This is a genomic window from Tessaracoccus sp., from assembly GCF_016714275.1.
Taxonomy (GTDB): Bacteria; Actinomycetota; Actinomycetes; order Propionibacteriales; family Propionibacteriaceae; genus Arachnia.
In genome coordinates this window covers 41,389-56,671 of the sequence record NZ_JADJNP010000007.1, presented here as the reverse complement: position 1 = coordinate 56,671, position 15,283 = coordinate 41,389, and the positions used below count along the sequence as shown (strand labels likewise).

20 protein-coding genes and 1 tRNA gene are annotated in these 15,283 nt (G+C 65.9%); 3 read left to right on the top strand and 18 right to left on the bottom strand.

Annotation, left to right across the window (positions count from 1 at the left end; translation table 11 throughout):
• Nucleotides 1-211 precede the first annotated feature (211 nt).
• From IPJ61_RS22440 to IPJ61_RS18990, 3 genes are all read left to right on the top strand, one after another.
• Complete coding sequence (locus IPJ61_RS22440) at nucleotides 212-355, top strand: NUMOD4 domain-containing protein (RefSeq protein WP_366505929.1); 144 nt, start codon at nucleotides 212-214, stop codon at nucleotides 353-355.
• 1,867 nt (nucleotides 356-2,222) lie between these two features.
• Nucleotides 2,223-2,381 (top strand): hypothetical protein, encoded by a 159-nt coding sequence (locus tag IPJ61_RS18995; RefSeq protein ID WP_297111565.1) that lies wholly within the window; start codon nucleotides 2,223-2,225, stop codon nucleotides 2,379-2,381.
• Nucleotides 2,348-2,662, top strand: a complete 315-nt coding sequence (locus tag IPJ61_RS18990) for a hypothetical protein (protein ID WP_297111563.1) — start codon at nucleotides 2,348-2,350, stop codon at nucleotides 2,660-2,662. The genes IPJ61_RS18995 and IPJ61_RS18990 overlap by 34 nt, the downstream gene beginning before the upstream one ends.
• 316 nt (nucleotides 2,663-2,978) lie before the next feature.
• Here IPJ61_RS18990 and IPJ61_RS18985 read toward each other — a convergent pair whose 3' ends face one another.
• The 18 genes from IPJ61_RS18985 to IPJ61_RS18900 all read right to left on the bottom strand — a co-directional run bounded on the left by IPJ61_RS18985 (nucleotide 2,979) and on the right by IPJ61_RS18900 (nucleotide 15,077).
• Complete coding sequence (locus IPJ61_RS18985) at nucleotides 2,979-3,416, bottom strand: hypothetical protein (protein ID WP_297111560.1); 438 nt, start codon at nucleotides 3,414-3,416, stop codon at nucleotides 2,979-2,981.
• A gap of 20 nt (nucleotides 3,417-3,436) precedes the next feature.
• Nucleotides 3,437-3,631, bottom strand: coding sequence for a hypothetical protein (locus IPJ61_RS18980; RefSeq protein ID WP_297111337.1), 195 nt, complete (start codon nucleotides 3,629-3,631; stop codon nucleotides 3,437-3,439).
• On the bottom strand, nucleotides 3,631-4,266 hold the full coding sequence (locus IPJ61_RS18975; protein ID WP_297111557.1) for a hypothetical protein: 636 nt from the start codon (nucleotides 4,264-4,266) through the stop codon (nucleotides 3,631-3,633). The genes IPJ61_RS18980 and IPJ61_RS18975 overlap by 1 nt, the downstream gene beginning before the upstream one ends.
• Nucleotides 4,267-4,269: 3 nt before the next feature.
• A complete protein-coding gene (locus IPJ61_RS18970; RefSeq protein ID WP_297111553.1) occupies nucleotides 4,270-4,683 on the bottom strand; it encodes a hypothetical protein in 414 nt (137 codons plus the stop codon).
• 35 nt (nucleotides 4,684-4,718) lie between these two features.
• Nucleotides 4,719-5,645, bottom strand: coding sequence for a major capsid protein (locus IPJ61_RS18965; protein ID WP_297111550.1), 927 nt, complete (start codon nucleotides 5,643-5,645; stop codon nucleotides 4,719-4,721).
• Nucleotides 5,646-5,655: 10 nt separating this feature from the next.
• Nucleotides 5,656-6,417, bottom strand: coding sequence for a hypothetical protein (locus IPJ61_RS18960; RefSeq protein ID WP_297111547.1), 762 nt, complete (start codon nucleotides 6,415-6,417; stop codon nucleotides 5,656-5,658).
• Between the two features lie 113 nt (nucleotides 6,418-6,530).
• Nucleotides 6,531-6,602 (bottom strand) — tRNA-Met (locus tag IPJ61_RS18955).
• 7 nt (nucleotides 6,603-6,609) lie between these two features.
• On the bottom strand, nucleotides 6,610-7,365 hold the full coding sequence (locus IPJ61_RS18950) for a C1 family peptidase (RefSeq protein WP_297111544.1): 756 nt from the start codon (nucleotides 7,363-7,365) through the stop codon (nucleotides 6,610-6,612).
• Between the two features lie 59 nt (nucleotides 7,366-7,424).
• Complete coding sequence (locus IPJ61_RS18945; protein WP_297111542.1) at nucleotides 7,425-7,667, bottom strand: hypothetical protein; 243 nt, start codon at nucleotides 7,665-7,667, stop codon at nucleotides 7,425-7,427.
• A gap of 7 nt (nucleotides 7,668-7,674) precedes the next feature.
• A complete protein-coding gene (locus tag IPJ61_RS18940; protein ID WP_297111539.1) occupies nucleotides 7,675-8,793 on the bottom strand; it encodes a structural protein in 1,119 nt (372 codons plus the stop codon).
• Nucleotides 8,793-10,211 (bottom strand): DUF4055 domain-containing protein, encoded by a 1,419-nt coding sequence (locus IPJ61_RS18935; protein WP_297111536.1) that lies wholly within the window; start codon nucleotides 10,209-10,211, stop codon nucleotides 8,793-8,795. The genes IPJ61_RS18940 and IPJ61_RS18935 overlap by 1 nt, the downstream gene beginning before the upstream one ends.
• Before the next feature lies 1 nt (nucleotide 10,212).
• Entirely contained in the window at nucleotides 10,213-11,502 is a 1,290-nt protein-coding gene (locus tag IPJ61_RS18930; RefSeq protein ID WP_297111533.1) for a terminase large subunit domain-containing protein, read from the bottom strand.
• Entirely contained in the window at nucleotides 11,465-11,983 is a 519-nt protein-coding gene (locus tag IPJ61_RS18925) for a hypothetical protein (protein WP_297111529.1), read from the bottom strand. Before IPJ61_RS18925 ends, IPJ61_RS18930 begins: the two co-directional genes overlap by 38 nt.
• Nucleotides 11,984-12,000: 17 nt before the next feature.
• Nucleotides 12,001-12,657 carry a hypothetical protein gene (locus IPJ61_RS18920; RefSeq protein ID WP_297111526.1) on the bottom strand — a complete coding sequence of 219 codons (657 nt, stop codon included), beginning with the start codon at nucleotides 12,655-12,657 and terminating at the stop codon, nucleotides 12,001-12,003.
• On the bottom strand, nucleotides 12,654-13,112 hold the full coding sequence (locus IPJ61_RS18915) for a hypothetical protein (protein ID WP_297111521.1): 459 nt from the start codon (nucleotides 13,110-13,112) through the stop codon (nucleotides 12,654-12,656). The genes IPJ61_RS18920 and IPJ61_RS18915 overlap by 4 nt, the downstream gene beginning before the upstream one ends.
• Nucleotides 13,109-13,315: a hypothetical protein gene (locus IPJ61_RS18910; RefSeq protein ID WP_297111517.1), complete on the bottom strand. Its 207-nt coding sequence runs from the start codon at nucleotides 13,313-13,315 to the stop codon at nucleotides 13,109-13,111. Before IPJ61_RS18910 ends, IPJ61_RS18915 begins: the two co-directional genes overlap by 4 nt.
• On the bottom strand, nucleotides 13,312-13,698 hold the full coding sequence (locus IPJ61_RS18905; protein ID WP_297111515.1) for a RusA family crossover junction endodeoxyribonuclease: 387 nt from the start codon (nucleotides 13,696-13,698) through the stop codon (nucleotides 13,312-13,314). The genes IPJ61_RS18910 and IPJ61_RS18905 overlap by 4 nt, the downstream gene beginning before the upstream one ends.
• Nucleotides 13,695-15,077: an ATP-dependent DNA helicase gene (locus tag IPJ61_RS18900; protein ID WP_297111512.1), complete on the bottom strand. Its 1,383-nt coding sequence runs from the start codon at nucleotides 15,075-15,077 to the stop codon at nucleotides 13,695-13,697. Before IPJ61_RS18900 ends, IPJ61_RS18905 begins: the two co-directional genes overlap by 4 nt.
• Nucleotides 15,078-15,283 lie beyond the last annotated feature (206 nt).

Sequence of the window (15,283 nt, the reverse complement as noted above, 5' to 3'; positions counted from 1 at the left end):
TGCGTCTCTTGTACTCCGTTCGTCGCCCTGCTGCTTCACGCGGCCGATGACTTTCGAGGTGCTTCACCTTCGCGGCAACCCAAGAGGCCCGCGAGGATGACGTTCACGTCTTGCAGGGACAGCGTGAGGGTGATGGTTTTGTCGTTCCGCTCGGTATAATTAGGCCCATCAGACATTTATCGGATATGGCAATGGTCGAGATTTGAAGCCGGTGCTTGGATGGGAAGGCTATTACTCTGTCAGCAACATGGGCCGCGTGAAACGCGACGCCGGTAGCCCAAGATGCAAGACGGACCGCCTCCCGCTTCCGAGGATGACGAATTACAACTACCTTCGTCTTTGCGCCAGTCCGTAAGGGGACGACGCAGAAGGCTATGTGTGCACAGAGCGGTTCTGAATCGTTCATCGGCCTGCTCCTACCTGAATCTGCACCAAGGCAAACTACACAAGAACGGAAACAAGATCGATAACCGTGCGGAAAACTGGAATGGGTGACATCGCGCATGCATACCGGCACTGGTCTTCATCGCCGATACGCCGGAGTGGCGAGCGCGGCAAAGCTGAACGAGGGCAGGTTGCGGAGATTCTTCGGAAGATCGCCGCACGAGTATCGCCGCGACATCGCCGTTGAATTGGAATTAGCACGAAAATGATCGACGAGATCGTCCAGGGCAACCACTGGCGCCACGTTCCACGCCCCCGGACATGTCCATGAAGCGCATGGGCCTCCAAGAATCCTCACCGAACCGACGTTCGCGAGATTCGCGTTATGCTCAAATCGACGACGTGCAGAGAAATCGGCGAGCGTTTCGGCGTCACCGGGCCAACGATGGCACATCAAGAGTGGCAGGACGTGTACCCCTATCAAGTAAGCGCCGCGGTCCAGATCCACCCGCCGTCGCCAGACGCCAGATCTTCTTGTTTGTGGTGTCGTACACGACCGGGTGCTTGCCCCCGTCGGGATGTCGGCAGGAACTCCAGTAGCGGTTCCGGCGACCCAGGAACCATGATGTAGCCCACGGTTTGCACTCGTCGCCAATGCGGTCCCGAACGCGACATTTCCCTTGCTTCCGGTCCCTATCCCTACCGCATTGGACAGGCCTCGTCGGGTTCCATCCGGATTTCAACTCGGGAACGTTCGAGCCGTCAGTCCATCCACGGTACACCCGCAGCGTCTGCGCATTCGCCCGTGCGCTGGGCGAGGGTGCCGGCGGCGTCACGGTAGAGCAGCGTGTCGCCGACGGAGTCATCCGGGCCGCCTGACGCAAACCCGAACCCGACGCTTGACTTGACCCTGATCTGTCCGCCACCGATCCCAACATCAATTCCGTTTGCCGACTGAAGCACCAGCACATTGCTGCCTGCCGCAGGTTCGTCGTTTGGAGATACATCCCCTTCGTCGTGCGCCCTTTTGAACCTAAATCCACCGGCCGCCGTAGGACATCTGCGGAAATCTGCCCCGCCAGTGATCCATTGACATCAAGTTGATACGACGCGCACTGTCGTTGTTCAGTACCACCTTGCCGTGTACTGCAGGCGGAAATACTCGAGTTGGTCGCGCCGGCCAGCATCACAATCGTGCCAGCAGGTAGTTCCTGCGGTGCGTCGACGGGGCGCCAGCACCGAGTTGCAGAACCTTCGGCGTAGTTGCCGCCCATCGCCAGTCGTGCAGGTGTTTCCGCCCAAGCGAATGAATGCTGCGTTCGAATCGCTGCTGCCGCCTGCGATCTTCAGGAACTGGTTCGTGTTGTTTCCGGTTCCTAGTCCTTGGACCCAAATCTGCGCCGGCTGGTTTGAGTTCTTCGGCTTGAGCGTGAACGTCAGCGGAGCCGCGCGCGTTCCTTGGAGATACAGGTACTCGTTGTTGGGCCACCCCAATGTTTCCGCCGCCCGTCGTGGTCGTGGCTGTTGCGGTACACGAAAATCGGACGCCACACATTCGCAGCGGTATCGACGTATTCCCACGCTTCACAAACTCTCGTTCGGTCCCGGTGTTGTAGTTGCCTTCGATAACCCAGCGGAACGCGGGCTCGCTCGAAACAGCACCGTCGGCGTTGTACCCGAAATACATCACCGGGTCCCATTCACTGCTAAAAGTCGCTCCTCCAATATTGAGTTGAAACGGCGCCTCGTAGGTGCGACCTGATGCAGGCGTTAGAGACAGCCAGCTGAACGATGAATTGTCCGATGGACGTTGGTACGTTGTCGCCGGAATCGTCTGCGTGCTCGTGAACGTGTTCGCGCCGAGCGTGGCGAGCGTCACGTTTCCAGACCCGAGCAGCGACGCGGAGTTGATCGTCTTGATGTCGGTGCCGGAGATCAGTGCGGTCTGGAAGTACGCGGCCGCGTGGCCGCCGAGCAGGGCGCTGTCGGCCGCCTGAGCGCTGGCCGGGACGGGGAGGCGGCCGCGAGGCTGGGAGGGGACGCGGCGGCCGTCCCGCCGAGTTTGCTCGAATCCGCCGCCGTCCCAGAGGTCGTCAGGTACCCGCTCATCCCCGCGAGCGTCTGGTACGTCGACGAGGCGTGCGCGCTCGTCTCGTACCCTGAGAGGGACGGGATGTCGCTCGTGAGCGCGAGCGTGCCGCTGGACCCCGGCAGGGCGGGCGTCGTCGTTCCGGGCGACGGCCGCGGCGTGAGCGTGATGCCGGAGGCGAGCCTTTGAGTAATAGCGTAGACCCCGCGGCCTTGGCCGCCGCGCGGTGCCGGAGGAGCATGTCGCCCCACCGACGGAGACGTCACCACTGCCGAGCAGGGACGCGCCGCCGACCGTCTTGATGTTGGTCCCGCTAACCAGGGCAAGCTGGTACGCTGCCGCGCTCGACCCGCCAAGCTCGCGCTGTCCGCTGCTTGCGCGCTGACGCCCAGGAACAGCGACGCGGCTGTCAGCCCCAGCAGGTAGTCAGCCGCGGCACTGCCGCCCAGCCTGTCGCTGTTGTACGCGGTGTCCGTCGGGCCAATGAAGCGTCGGATGATCTGCATCAGGTCATCTCCGTGACACGCGCGGCACCCGTCGCGCTCGACCAGATCCCGGTGATGATTCCCGTGTACTCGCCCTCGCCAAGCGCGAACGCCTCACCGGCGGCCAGCTTCACGCTGAACAGGGACGGCGTGACCGTCCCCGTACCGGACAGGTACAGGTACAGCGTTGCGGTGCTGTCGTTGAACACGAGGGCACCTCGGCGCGAGGAGTTCGCGGCCAGGATGGTGATCGCGCTCGCGCTTGCAGAGACGCTGCTCACCGCGCCCGAGGCCGGTCCGTGCGTCTTGGTCGGCAGTGGGTTCGTCGCCGACACGTCGCCGTCGTTCGTTCCGTCCGCGCCGATCACGAGCTTGCTTCGCGGGTACAGGACGCCAGCGATGTCGTCCGCAGCGAGGATCTTGCCGGCATTTGCGACCGCGGCGAGGTTGTCAGCCATGGTGATTCAGCCCTTTCGGGTCAACCCTTTCTCGATTTGGCTTCTGACTTGTCGGGCTCGGCCGAAGGGTCGGGATCCGGGAGTTTCGATCCGATCGGTTCGACCGGCGGCGCGGGAGGCTCGGCGAAGTACAGCCCCGTCGCGAGATACTCGCGCGCATCGATGGCCTCGACGGTGTGCTCGCGGCCTTCGGCGTCATAGACGGTTCGCAACATCACTTGTCTCCCACCTTGAGCCACGCGAACGTGATCGTGCCGGTGAACGTCCCAGAGCCCGCCGTGTGCGACGCGTCGTCCGCAATGGCGAAGTTCAGGAACATCGGCGCGGCCGTTGCGGTGCCGTCATAGACGCGCCCGCCCGACTCGGTCAGCTGGGTGGCGATGCTCACCGAGCTGATCGCCGCGACCTTCGCAGCTGCCGTCGCGTTGGCCGTCGACTGAAGCCACGTGGCTTCGGTGCCGACCAGCGTGGCGCCAGTGGATGCGACCGCAGACCCGAGCGCGTTGACGCCCGTGAATGCGTCGATGAACGTCCCGGTCACGCCCATCGTTAGGTTGCCGCTGATGATGGCGCCCAGCGAGGCGATCAGCCCCTCCGGGAACGTGTAGACCTGGACGCCGCCGTACTGCGCCACGCCCGCGTCGTCGGCCACCGAGATCGGCAGCGCGGTGCACGCGAGAACGGTACGGTGGATCAGGCTGTCGCCGTACTCCGTGGCAACGACGTAGGGGGAGGCGGCCGCAGGGACCTTCCCAACTTCAGCAGTCTGCGAAGCGGCGTCGAGGTCAATGTGCTTGACCCGACGCACGTTCGCATTGACCGCCTCGGATGTTTCCACGAGGCGTTGCATGGCTCAGTCCTTCGCCAGGAATGCGGAGAAGTTGATCCCCGTCGCCACGGTGCCCGCGACGGCCGTGTAGATGCGGACGTAGCGGTACAGCGTGCCGTTCTGCTCGTTGCGCACCGGGACGACGAAGCGGCCCACGTCGGTGTCCGCGTCCGCCGGTGCCGGGGCGTTGCCGAGCTTGATGCGCGACAGGCAGACCGAGCCCGAGGCCATGCCGCTGACCGTCGAGCCCTCCAGGCACACGTCGTAGATCTCGTCGCCGGTCGCGACCTCGACGGCGGTCACCTCGAGCACGAGGTAACCGTCGAACAGGCCCTCGCCCAGGTCGACGATGGTCGACTCCGTGGTCGTGGTGGCGACGAGCCCGGCGTCCTTGAGCGACAGGGCGTCGTCGTACGTGAAATTGCCATACGGGTTCATGGTGTGAACTCCTCAGATTGGTGTGGGGGTGCCGATCAGGCGACGACGGCGGCGTCGGCGATGGACCACAGGCGGGTCACGGCACGGCCGTTGAACACGGCGATCCCGTTGTACCACTCGACCCGCGTGCGGTAGACGGGTGCCGTCTGCAGCTCGCCCAGGTCGCGCACGTCCATCCCGCCGTTCTGCAGGCCCGTCACGCCGTCGCCGCCGATGCTGAGCACGTAGATCGACGTGGCGGTCGACGTGCCGCTGGAGGCCGCCTCGGTGAACGGCAGGATCGCCGTGTTCGTGTGGTCCAGGTCGACCGTCAGAATCGGCAGGTCGTTGTACGCCATGATCCGGCGCCCGAACGAGTCGGTCGTGTAGGTGATGTACCCACCCACCGAAGTGGTACGTGCAGCGGCCGACATTCTGCGCGCCATCGCACGGTTCATGAGCAGGTGCGTCGGGTTCAGCGTCTGATCGATCGCCTCGTCGAGCTTGGCGAGCGAGAGCGCCGAACCGTTCGCGGTCGACCCGGCGACGATCTTCTGCGCACCGATGACACGCGACTGCAGGCCGTCGAACTCGCGCGGATCGGAGGCGGTGTCGCCCTTGATGAACTTCGCGGTCCAGGCCAGCCCGAGCGCCCTGACCTTCATCGCCTCGTGCGTCGAGCGCTGGTTGGCGCCCATCGTATCGACGATGAACTTGTCGACGTCGAGATCGCCGCCGGCGATGACCAGTGCTTCGGTCATCGGGTTGAGCACGCCGGTCGAGGGCGTGTACGACTCGTTCACGCCACGGAAGCCGACGCCGGGCAGGCTCGCCTCGCGGTTGTACTTGAGCGCATTGCCCGCGATGTCCTCGAACGGAAGGACGGACAGGACGCTGGACGAGCCGGCGTACATCTCGATGATTGCCGAACGAACCACGTCGCCAGTCGATTTCTTGGCGGCTTCGATGAGAGTCAGTGCCATGGTGGATCACCTATTTGCGTTGAGCCCCCCTGGCGGCGTTCAGCCGTTCGACGGGCGAGAGTTTCATGAGTTCCTGAGCGCTTTGGTGGCCGCCGCTTCCGGAGCCCCCTGCCCCGCCGCCCGAACCCGAAGCCGGGAACCAGTGCGGAGCCTTTTCCTTCATGCCTTCGAGCCACTCTTCGGGCGTGAACGGCGACTTCCCGTCCTTGCCGAGCACCGGCTTGCCGTCCTCTCCGAGCTGCACTGCGTTGCCATCGTCGTCGAGTACGAACATGGAGCGGCCACGGAACAGCGCATCTTCGACGGCGTGTTCGTGGATGCCTACCTTCGTGGCGGATTTCAGGATGGCTGCGTCCAGAACCCGGGCCTCAAAGGTCTTCGAGCGCTTGGCGTTGGCCTCGGCTCGCGACTCCGCTTCGGCCAGCTTCTTGTTGAAGTCGGCCTGCATGCGCTCAGTGCGTTTCTCGAGGACCTTATCGACCTCGCCCTTGGCGATCAACGCGGCCTCTTCGTCGTCCGAGAAGCGCTTGAGGATGTTGCGCACGGCGTCCGGGTCGATGCCATCGAACCGCTTCAGGCTGTCCGCCTGCTCCCTGACCTTGCCGAGGAGCTCGCCGTTCTTGGCCTTCAGTCCGGTGACCGCAGCGGCAACCGCGGCGTCGATCTTGGCCTGGACGTCGTCACCGCCGCCCCCGCCTCCACCGCCTCCGCCACCTGCGTCGTCTTCGGGTTTGTGGAGCCTGCGCAGCAGCGCTTGTTTCCAGATGGGCATGATGGATTGACCCCCTTGGGATCGAGTTGAGAAGCTGGCCTTTGGCCGCGGCGCCGCCTGGCGGGCCGCCAAATGCAACAGGCCCGCGCGGTGGTGGGCCTGCAGGTGTTCGGTTGCAGCGGGCGGAATCGAACCGCCTTCCTCCGGGTAATGGGCCCGGCGACTTACCGGTTGTCCTCGCTGCGCAAGACGTCAGGCAGCGGGCACCAGAACCCACAGGTCATCGACGAGCCTGCGGCGATCGGTGAACCAGCCGTACGGCATCGCGAAGTAGCCGTCCTTGCCCCACGCGCTGCCCCACGAGTTGCGCACCCACACGAAGGGCTCGGTGGCTCCCGTTTCGGCGCGCTCGTCGTAGCCGACGGCGAGCACCGCGTGCCCGCCCAGCATGACGTCGTCATCCTTCGGCAGCCGCACCCAGCCCGTGCGCGCGACCTCGTTGCTCTCGAAGAAGTCCGGCACGCTGAACCCGAAGATCACCGGCAAGCCCTGAGCCAGCGCCGTGCGCAGGCCGTCCAGCCCGGTGACGCGCTGGTAGCCCCCGAGCAGCGTGCGAGTCGCGTCGCCGTCGATGTACGCCTTCGCGGGCGGCCTGAGCCGAAAGCGGGCGATGTTGTACGGCCAGAGCGCCTCGGCGCCAACGCCCCAGCGGCGCACGCCCTTGACCACGTCGCGGATCATGCAGCCGGCGTCCTGGCGCGTCGTGCCCTCGAGCGCACGGCCGTTGTAGTAGGCCATCAACCGCGAGCGCGCCGATACGCTGGTCACGATCTCCATGGCCGAGGTCGTGGCGTTGCCGGTGCAGCTGCCCAGCGCGCCCTGGTCCTCGATCGGGTTGCCCAGGCCGATGCGATCGACGTAGCTGGGCAGATGCACCGCCCTGGGAAGGACGAACTCATGGTCGCGGTGGTCCGGAACGTCCGGCTTCCACCCGTAGGTGCGTTTCATGGTGGCCCTCGTGGCTCCGCGCGGCGCGGACAATCGCGCTCGCGCAGCAAGCCCGAGCGTCAGACGAGCACGACGCGCTCGCCCTTCAGAAAGCAGGACGCGCACAGGATCTGCGCCGTGCCGCCCTTCAGCTTGCCGTTGTGGAACAGCACGCCGATCTTGGTCTGGATGACCTCTCGGCCACCACATCGATGGCACTGCAACATGCTCGGCGGCTTGGGCATCGCACGAATGCGCTTGCGCACGCGCTCGGCCGGCGTGTCCGGGGGCGGCGTTCCAGGGATGACGTGGAGTTTCGTCACCCGGCGATCATACGCCGGCCCGCCGGAACGCTCCTGGCGAGCGCTCGCGCAGCTGCTCGAGCGTCAGGAACCGCCCCTTGTCGTTGAAGAATTGCTCCACCTTCAGGCCGCCGCTGCGCAGCAACGCGCCACGCGTCGGGCCCAGCACGCCGTCCTGCCGCCCGGCGTTCTGACGCTCGAGCCACTGCGGATAGGTCGTTTCCGCCGCCACCTGGCCATCCATGCTCGCACGGGTCGATTCTGGGAAGTCATCGATGTTCAGCCCGATCTCGCGCCAGGACTTCAACACGACGGTACTGGTCGACCGGCAATTCCAATGCGCCGCACCAGGCCCGCCCAGCCACGGGATCTTGTGCCCGATCGGCCTGTGCTCGGAGTCGTTGGTGTACTCCTTGCGATCGCGGATGATGCAGATGGGCGTCGTCCGGTTGTCCAGCGTCGAGAGCCACTGCACCGCCTTGATCAGGTCGGCGTTTGCTTCCTGGAACCTGTCGCGCGTGAACCCGGCCGTATGCGAGACCGCCGTGCGAACCACGGCCTCCGCGTGGCGCCGGTCGATCTCGAGCAGCCCGTCCGCGTAGTTGTTCGCGCGCGTGCCGCGGATGCGCTTGACCATCTCGCCGATGGACTGGTTCTCCAGGTAGCCCGTGCGGATCGCGTCGCGGATGCGCACCATCCGGTCGGCCTCGATTCCGCTTGCCCACTCGCGCAGCAGCCGGCCCTGGAAGGGTCGCGCCAGCGCGGCCGCGTAGACCTGTTCTGCGCTCACCGTCGCGACGGTGACGTTGGCGAGCACCCTGGGCGGCATGGGCTCGGTGAACAGCTCGTACTGGAACTGCGCCTCGACATCGGCGAACGCACGCAGCTCCGTGGTCAGCTCTCGCTCGATCTTCAGGTACGCCTGGCGGTTCAGCACTCGCACCGAGGTTAGCAGCTCCTCCAGGCGGTCTGCCGTGAACGATGCGGCATCCATCTGCTCGAGCGCCGAGGTCAACTGCGCGAACAGATCCTTGTCCGTCCGGTTCAGGATCGCGATCATTCGCTCCACGACGCCGTTTGCGTAGTGCGTCAGGTCGACCTGGTGGCCGATGACATGGTCGCGGATGACGTCGTTGACCGAGGCCATCACGCTGCCCCGGCGGCGCCCTGCCCTCCGAGGCTACCGAGCGCCGGGCCCTGGGCGTCGATGCGCTCGCGCTCGCTGTCGAACATGACGCCCTGCTGCGCGATCTCGCCGCGCTGCAGGTTGTCGTACAGCGTCTCGTGGCTGATCGCCCGCGACTGCCACGCGGCCACGAGTGCGGTCAGTTCCTGCGCGGACAGGCCGGTGGGCAGGTAGTCGGTGTTCAGCGGCACGCGCGCGGGTTCCTGCGAGCCCGTCCACTGCACGCACCAGGTCAGCGCCGCGGTGAGCGCGCCCCCGGCGGCATTGGCCAGCGACGCGAGCACGCTGTTTTCGGCCGAACGGTGAATCGCCGCCGTCTCCGCCGCCTCGACGCCGCGCTGCTGGGACGCGAGCATGCGCGCGCCCAGCGAGACCATCATCTGCTCCTTCTCCTCGAGCCGCTTGGACAGGTTCGTGAGGCCCTCGCCGGCGAACTCCAGGAAGAACACTTTGGCGTCCGGGTTCGCGAACGCCTTGACGATGGACGACCCCAGGGCGAACGTCTCGCCCTGCTCGAAGCTGTGCCCGGTCACGATGGGTGTCGGCAGCCCCGTGAAGTGCAGCCCGTGCTCGTAGTCGGCGGTCGTGCGGTAGTGCGACAGGTTGACGTTGACCATGTCCAGGATCGGCGGCTTGACCACGCCCGGCGCCGAGCCCATCGGCCCGCAGATCACGAACGGGATGAAGTCCATCGGCTTGCCGTTCATGCGCGGCTGCTGCGGCTCGTTGACCGGAACCCACTCGTGCGTGCTTTCGTTCTCCTGCCACAGCGACACTTCGTACTTGCCGCTGGCCAGAGACAGCACACGCATGCGCTCGACTCGCTCGGCCGTGAACTCGTCTTTCCTGATCTCGGCGCACTCGGCAAGCACGACCAGCGTGAGCTGCCAGCGGTTGCGCACCTCGTCCACGCGCCAGTTGATGATGTCCTCGGCGCGGTACATCCGCACGCGCGGCCGCGCGCCGGCGCTGCGCGCATCGGCAGCCGTCGCGCCCGGCGGGATCGTGGGGTAGTCGGCGAGCAGCCCGACGCGGCCCGTCACGAGCAGATCATCGACGGTCTTCTCGCACAGCGTGAGCAGCGGCGTGCCGCCCGAGTCGACGTCGGCGAGCAGGAACTCGGCGGATGCCGGGAGCTCGACCGCCGGCGGGCGGCGAAACACGAGCCCGCTCATGCCGTCGACGGTGCGCCCCGTGGCGTTGTAGAAGAGCGCGCGGTCCCTGTACGCCTCGTACTCCGACGTGCTGTAGCCAGACGGCTGGGGAAGGTAGGTCTTGCCGCCCGCGTGGACGGCCTCCTGGCCGGCGACGACATCGCGGCACTTCGCCCAGAGGCGAGCGGCGCCCTCGTAGGCTGGGTGCTTGGTGTCGACAGGCATTTCAGTGTCCGGTTGTTCTCGCGCTCGTTACGTGTCGTGCGATGGGCCAGCGCTTGACGATGAAGTACCCGACGGCGTCATTCGCATGGTCGTGTCCACTGGTCTTGTCGGGCTCTCCGCCGGCGTCATACGCCTGCTGCTCGAGCGACTCGGTGAGCTTCGGGCATCGGTCGGTATTGATCGACCAGCGCCGCTCACCCTTGTCGTTGAGCAGCATTGCGTTTACCGCGAGAACGCGATCGCGCACCGCTGGGTTGCGTGATTCTGCGCGCACCGTGAATCCGGCCTGACGCAGAATCGACAGGTCGGACTCGGACGCGTTCTTGCTGCTCGTGGCCTGCCCGCTCGCGTCGGGGTAGATCGTGACCGCATGGACACGATCTCCGGTGCGATAGCGCTCGTTCAGCATCCGCGCCATCGTCGGTGTGTCCCGCACTCCGGCGAGCTCGGCCACCGTGATCGGAAGGTCGCTGCGGATGACGTTGACCTCGGCCGTCATGTTCATGACGTTGAAGTCCATCCCGACGTGCAGCGGCTCCCCGGGCAACTCGACGGCAGACGTGTGGTTCCTTTGCCGATCGAAGTTCGGGTAGACAGACCCGCTCGTCAGGTTGACGAACTGGCCATTCAGGTACGCGTCGATCAGCTGCGGCGGATAGCTCGCGCGCAGGCTGTCGATGTACCCATCCGGAAGGTTCGCCTCGTTGTCGTACGTGCTGGCCTGTACCAGAGCGTAGAGCTTCGACAGGGACGCACGCTCGCGCAGAGCCTTCACGAACTGGGCGTACACGAACTTGAAGCCCTCGGGCGTGGTCGTCACGTCGACGCCGTTGCCCAGGCCGTCGATGTTGTAGCGCATGCGCGCGATGATCTTGCGCCAGGCGGTCGCCGCCTTTTCCGCGCGCATCACGTCAAGTTCATCGATCAGCGCATGGCCAATCTTGAAACCGACGATGTCGCCGGGCTTCTCCATCGAGCGGCACAGGATCGTGTTCCTGTACTTGCGACCGGAGAAAACGTGCACTTCCTTGTTCGACTCGTGGATGTCGACGCGCAGGCCCCACTCGTGCGCGACCTCGTCGATCGTCGGATAGAAGATGTCCCGGATCTGCGGATAGGTCGGCGCGAAGTAGCCGGCGTTCACGCGCGGCCACTCCCACGAATGCCTGCAAAGCCCCGACGAACCGACCCACGTCTTGCCGCTACCGAACCCGGCGACGAACGCTCGGAACTTGTGCGGTAGCGCGAGGAATTCAGCCTGAGGGCGATTCAGCGTCGGGGCGATCGTCATCGCGGACCCTCGCGTCCTTCACGCTGATCTCGATCTTCACCGGCGCCGGAGCGTCTTCATCTCCATCCGGCGTCGGCTTGTCGCGCCAGCGCGCGGCTTGCCTATTGCGCAACCACAGGCTCGCCGCGTTCGTGTCAGGAGGGTAGTGCTCCGTGTACTCGACCGTGATCGGCACGCCCTCGAACTGCATGATCTTCACCGCCGGGTGGCTGTACCCGAGCGCCCGGTGATACAGGCTGTGCGCTACCGCCGCGTCTGCATCCGCGCGCGCGCGCACGATGGCGTCACGAAAATCGAGATGGCGGTTCTTCCACTCGGCCAGCACCTTGAGGCTGACGCCGAGAATCTCGGCCATCTCTTTCTCGGTCGCACCGAGCAGCCCGAGCTTGTAGACGCGCTCGACGTACAGCGGGTCGTACTTGGTTGGGCGCCCCGGGAGCGCCTTGCGTTCCTGCGGCGCCGCGCGCTTGCGTGTCGCCATGGTTGACCTCAGAAACGTCAAAGCCCGCGGGAAGCGGGCTTTTCGAGGGCGAGCGAAACCACCGAAGGTGGGCGGTCGTTGGAGTTGTGGCCCGGAACTCCCGGGCCTCTGTGTGCCGCAGCGCTGATTGTAGATGCCCTTGTCGCCATGTGCAATGCCAGCCGCGCGGCGATGCGCCGGTCGAGATGCTGGTCGGACTGCCACAGGAGATCGGCGATGTCCTTGGCCCGGCCGATGTGCTGGACGGGCACGGCACGCTCGATCGCGGTCACGCCGTCGCCGCGGCAGGCCGGACACAGGTCGTCGGAGAGCGCCATCGGCTGGCCGTCCAGCGTCGGGTGCCCGCGACCGGTGCACACCGGGCAGACGCTGAAGACGGCCCACTGGAAGACCCGAAACGCCAGAAGCTTGATGACCTTGGGCTGTTCCTGCCAGCGCCGGCGCCTGGCGACGTTCATGACCTTGGCGAGCAGCAGCTGCCGCCCGTGGCGGAAAGCGCTGCGGTCGTTGGCGTAGCGCACGCGCCACAGGGCGAGACCCAGGTGCTCGACGGTGGCCGCCATCCCGGCGGCGGCGACGATGTCGCCCGCCGTGCGCCGCTCCGCCGAGAAGGTCAGACGGCCGCTCGCGGCGGTCGAGCCGTAGCGCTCGCCGCGCGTAGGACGCGCGCTCATTGCGCACTCCGCCGGAAGCTCACGCAGTCCACGCCTAGCCCTGCGTGGTCGGAGCGCTTGGCGGCGATCTGGACCGCGCGCCTGGCGCTTGCGCCAGCTTCGAGCGCTCCCCAGACGAACTCCTGACCGGCACCGCCGGCGAACAGGTGCTCTCGGAACGGGAGGTAGTGCAGCAGCGCAGTCAGAAGCCACACGCGCCGGCGCTCGTCTATCACGATGGCGCAGTAGGTCCCGGCCTCGAGGTCGAACTCCTTGGGATCAGGCCGGTCGGCCTCGCCCCGCATCCAAAGCTTGACCGCATGGCAGAAGGCACCGTCTCCGGAGAACGCGGCGAGGAAGACCCGTCCGTCCGCAGCCACGATGCGCTCGACCTTGCGCACGCGGCGGCGCGTTCCGCCGGACCACGACGCCCGATCTGCAGCCAGCGTGGTGCCATCCCAGGCGATCGTCGTCACCGCCGCCGCTCCAGCCAATCGCACACGCGATCGAGCGCGGCACGCTCGTCGTGCGCAAGGCGCTCGAGGTGGACCGAGCAGCATCCGCTGGCATGCTCGTCGAAGGCGAGTGCGATCGCGTCGGCGTGGGCACACGTGATGACGCCGGCATCGACGGCTTCCTGAAGTCGATCGGACACTGAGATCTCGGTGATGGTGTTCATGCTGGCCTCACGCGAACCATGAGCGCTCCGTCCGTGACGGCCGACCCGACGCATGCGTGCAGCTCGACGATCTGCTTGTCGTTGTCGAAGAGGATGCCCTGCATGGCATCGAGCGCGACCTTCAGGCAGTTGTCGAGGTCCAGGCGCACGGAGCTCGGCGCACCGTCGCTCTTCTTCCTCGGCAGCAGGACGATTTCGGCCGCCACAGGCCCGGAGGCGACCCGTTGGTGGTTGGCACCCTGCGACAGCGCCAGCGACCTTGCGGCTTGTTTCCAGGCCTTTCCGGCTTCGGTAGGCAAGATCGACCTGGCGCGCTGGTTGATCGTCCAGTAGCGATTCACCGAGATCGGGTACTGCAGGGTGATGAACGGGGTTTCGATCATGCGCAGATGACTGCGAATTTCGACGTCCGCGTGAGAGCGACGTACAGCAGCCGCGCGCGAGCGCCGACGTCCGGGCAGCGCTGGAAGCTCGCCCAATCGAGGATGACGGCGCCGAAGGTCGACCCCTGTGCCTTGTGCACTGTCATCGCGTAGGCGTGGCGAATGTCGGCGTACCGGTTGCGCAACGCCCATCCGGCGGCGGACGCCTTGCGTACAGTGTCCTGAAGTGCGTAGGCCTGCGCGCCGCTTGCCGTCATCGCTTGGACCTTGGCGGCCTTGTGTTCGGTGAAGAGCGTCGTGACGTCGCGCTGCCACTGCAGCGTGTCGACAGGCACGAAGACGGTCCCGCGCTGGCGGTCTGGCAGCTCGAGTTCGAGGCGCCATGCCGGACGATGAGCATCTTCCTCGTGGACGTCTTCTTCGGTGCGCACGACGGTCAGGAGGTCGCTGTTGCGCACGCGCACACGCTCGCCGACCTTGGAGCCGCGCATGGCGAATTCGGACTGCGCGATGACGGGCACACCTGGGATCCAGGTCGGCGCTCCCGGGTGCAACAGGCCATGGATGCTGGCGTTCAGCTGCAGGACGGTCCGGTTGTCGTGAGCGAGCGCGCGCACGTCCAGGCCTGCGCCGATTGCGTCGGCGGCGATCTCGGCCACGCGCCAGGTGCCGCCGTCCATGATCGACAGGAACTGCTCGTCTCCGGGAGCAAGCGCCGCGGCGATATCGGAAAGCCCGATGTCCTGTCCGCAGGCAATCCGCTCGCGAGCCATGGTGGCGATGCGAATCACCGGGTTTTCTCGCGCCTGGCGTACGACCTCGGTAAGCGCCTGACGGGCGCGGATGGCGGACCCGAATGTCGGGGAAAGCTCGCCGCGACGAGCCTCGACGGGGGCGAGCTGGGCGGGGTCTCCGACGAAGACGACACGGCAGCGGCCGCGGCGCGAGAGGATGGATGCGAAGAGACTCTCGCTCACCATCGAGCACTCGTCGACCACGGCGAGCTGGTAGGTGTGCAGCAGCGGATCACCCTCGGGAACGCACGTCTGTCCGCCGTCGGGCGTCTCGCGAAGCCGCAAGCCGAGCAGGCTGTGGACAGTCGCGAACTCCGCACCGCACTCGCCGACCTTCTCGCGCAGAACGGCCACGGCCTTGTTCGTGGGCGCGGCGACCACAACGTGCATGTCCGGGAGCGCGCGCACGAGCTCGCCGACGACCGTCGTCTTGCCCACGCCGGCGTAGCCGGAGAATGTCGCCACCGCATCCGGACCTCGTCCGCGAGCGAATTCAACCAGTTGCTCAAGCACAGCACTCTGGTCGCGGGTCAGGTCCACGACCGGAAACTCGGTCGCGGCGACCTGGTTGCTGATCAGCTTCACGCGATGATCTCCTTAGAATTGCTGCACTGCGGCGAATGGGTGACTGTGGGTGACCGCATTTTTTGACCCCTTCTCCCGCTCGATTGGCTCCTGGTGCGGGTTTCGGCTGTGGGTGACTGGGTGACTGGGTGACCAATAGGGAATTTTTTTCTCTTAAGGAAAAAGGGGTCCTTCAAGGAAACGATCTTTCTCGGTCTCCCGGTCAC

Bases quoted from the DNA above. Each gene is read 5' to 3' on its own strand.
- IPJ61_RS18970 (WP_297111553.1), bottom strand. From the start codon at position 4,683: ATGAACCCGTATGGCAATTTCACGTACGACGACGCCCTGTCGCTCAAG.
- IPJ61_RS18910 (WP_297111517.1), bottom strand. From the start codon at position 13,315: ATGAACACCATCACCGAGATCTCAGTGTCCGATCGACTTCAGGAAGCC.
- IPJ61_RS18975 (WP_297111557.1), bottom strand. From the start codon at position 4,266: ATGCAACGCCTCGTGGAAACATCCGAGGCGGTCAATGCGAACGTGCGT.
- IPJ61_RS18985 (WP_297111560.1), bottom strand. From the start codon at position 3,416: ATGGCTGACAACCTCGCCGCGGTCGCAAATGCCGGCAAGATCCTCGCT.
- IPJ61_RS18935 (WP_297111536.1), bottom strand. From the start codon at position 10,211: ATGCCTGTCGACACCAAGCACCCAGCCTACGAGGGCGCCGCTCGCCTC.
- IPJ61_RS18950 (WP_297111544.1), bottom strand. From the start codon at position 7,365: ATGAAACGCACCTACGGGTGGAAGCCGGACGTTCCGGACCACCGCGAC.
- IPJ61_RS18905 (WP_297111515.1), bottom strand. From the start codon at position 13,698: ATGATCGAAACCCCGTTCATCACCCTGCAGTACCCGATCTCGGTGAAT.
- IPJ61_RS18965 (WP_297111550.1), bottom strand. From the start codon at position 5,645: ATGGCACTGACTCTCATCGAAGCCGCCAAGAAATCGACTGGCGACGTG.
- IPJ61_RS18920 (WP_297111526.1), bottom strand. From the start codon at position 12,657: ATGAGCGCGCGTCCTACGCGCGGCGAGCGCTACGGCTCGACCGCCGCG.
- IPJ61_RS18925 (WP_297111529.1), bottom strand. From the start codon at position 11,983: ATGGCGACACGCAAGCGCGCGGCGCCGCAGGAACGCAAGGCGCTCCCG.
- IPJ61_RS18930 (WP_297111533.1), bottom strand. From the start codon at position 11,502: ATGACGATCGCCCCGACGCTGAATCGCCCTCAGGCTGAATTCCTCGCG.
- IPJ61_RS18960 (WP_297111547.1), bottom strand. From the start codon at position 6,417: ATGCCCATCTGGAAACAAGCGCTGCTGCGCAGGCTCCACAAACCCGAA.
- IPJ61_RS18940 (WP_297111539.1), bottom strand. From the start codon at position 8,793: ATGGCCTCGGTCAACGACGTCATCCGCGACCATGTCATCGGCCACCAG.
- IPJ61_RS18980 (WP_297111337.1), bottom strand. From the start codon at position 3,631: ATGTTGCGAACCGTCTATGACGCCGAAGGCCGCGAGCACACCGTCGAG.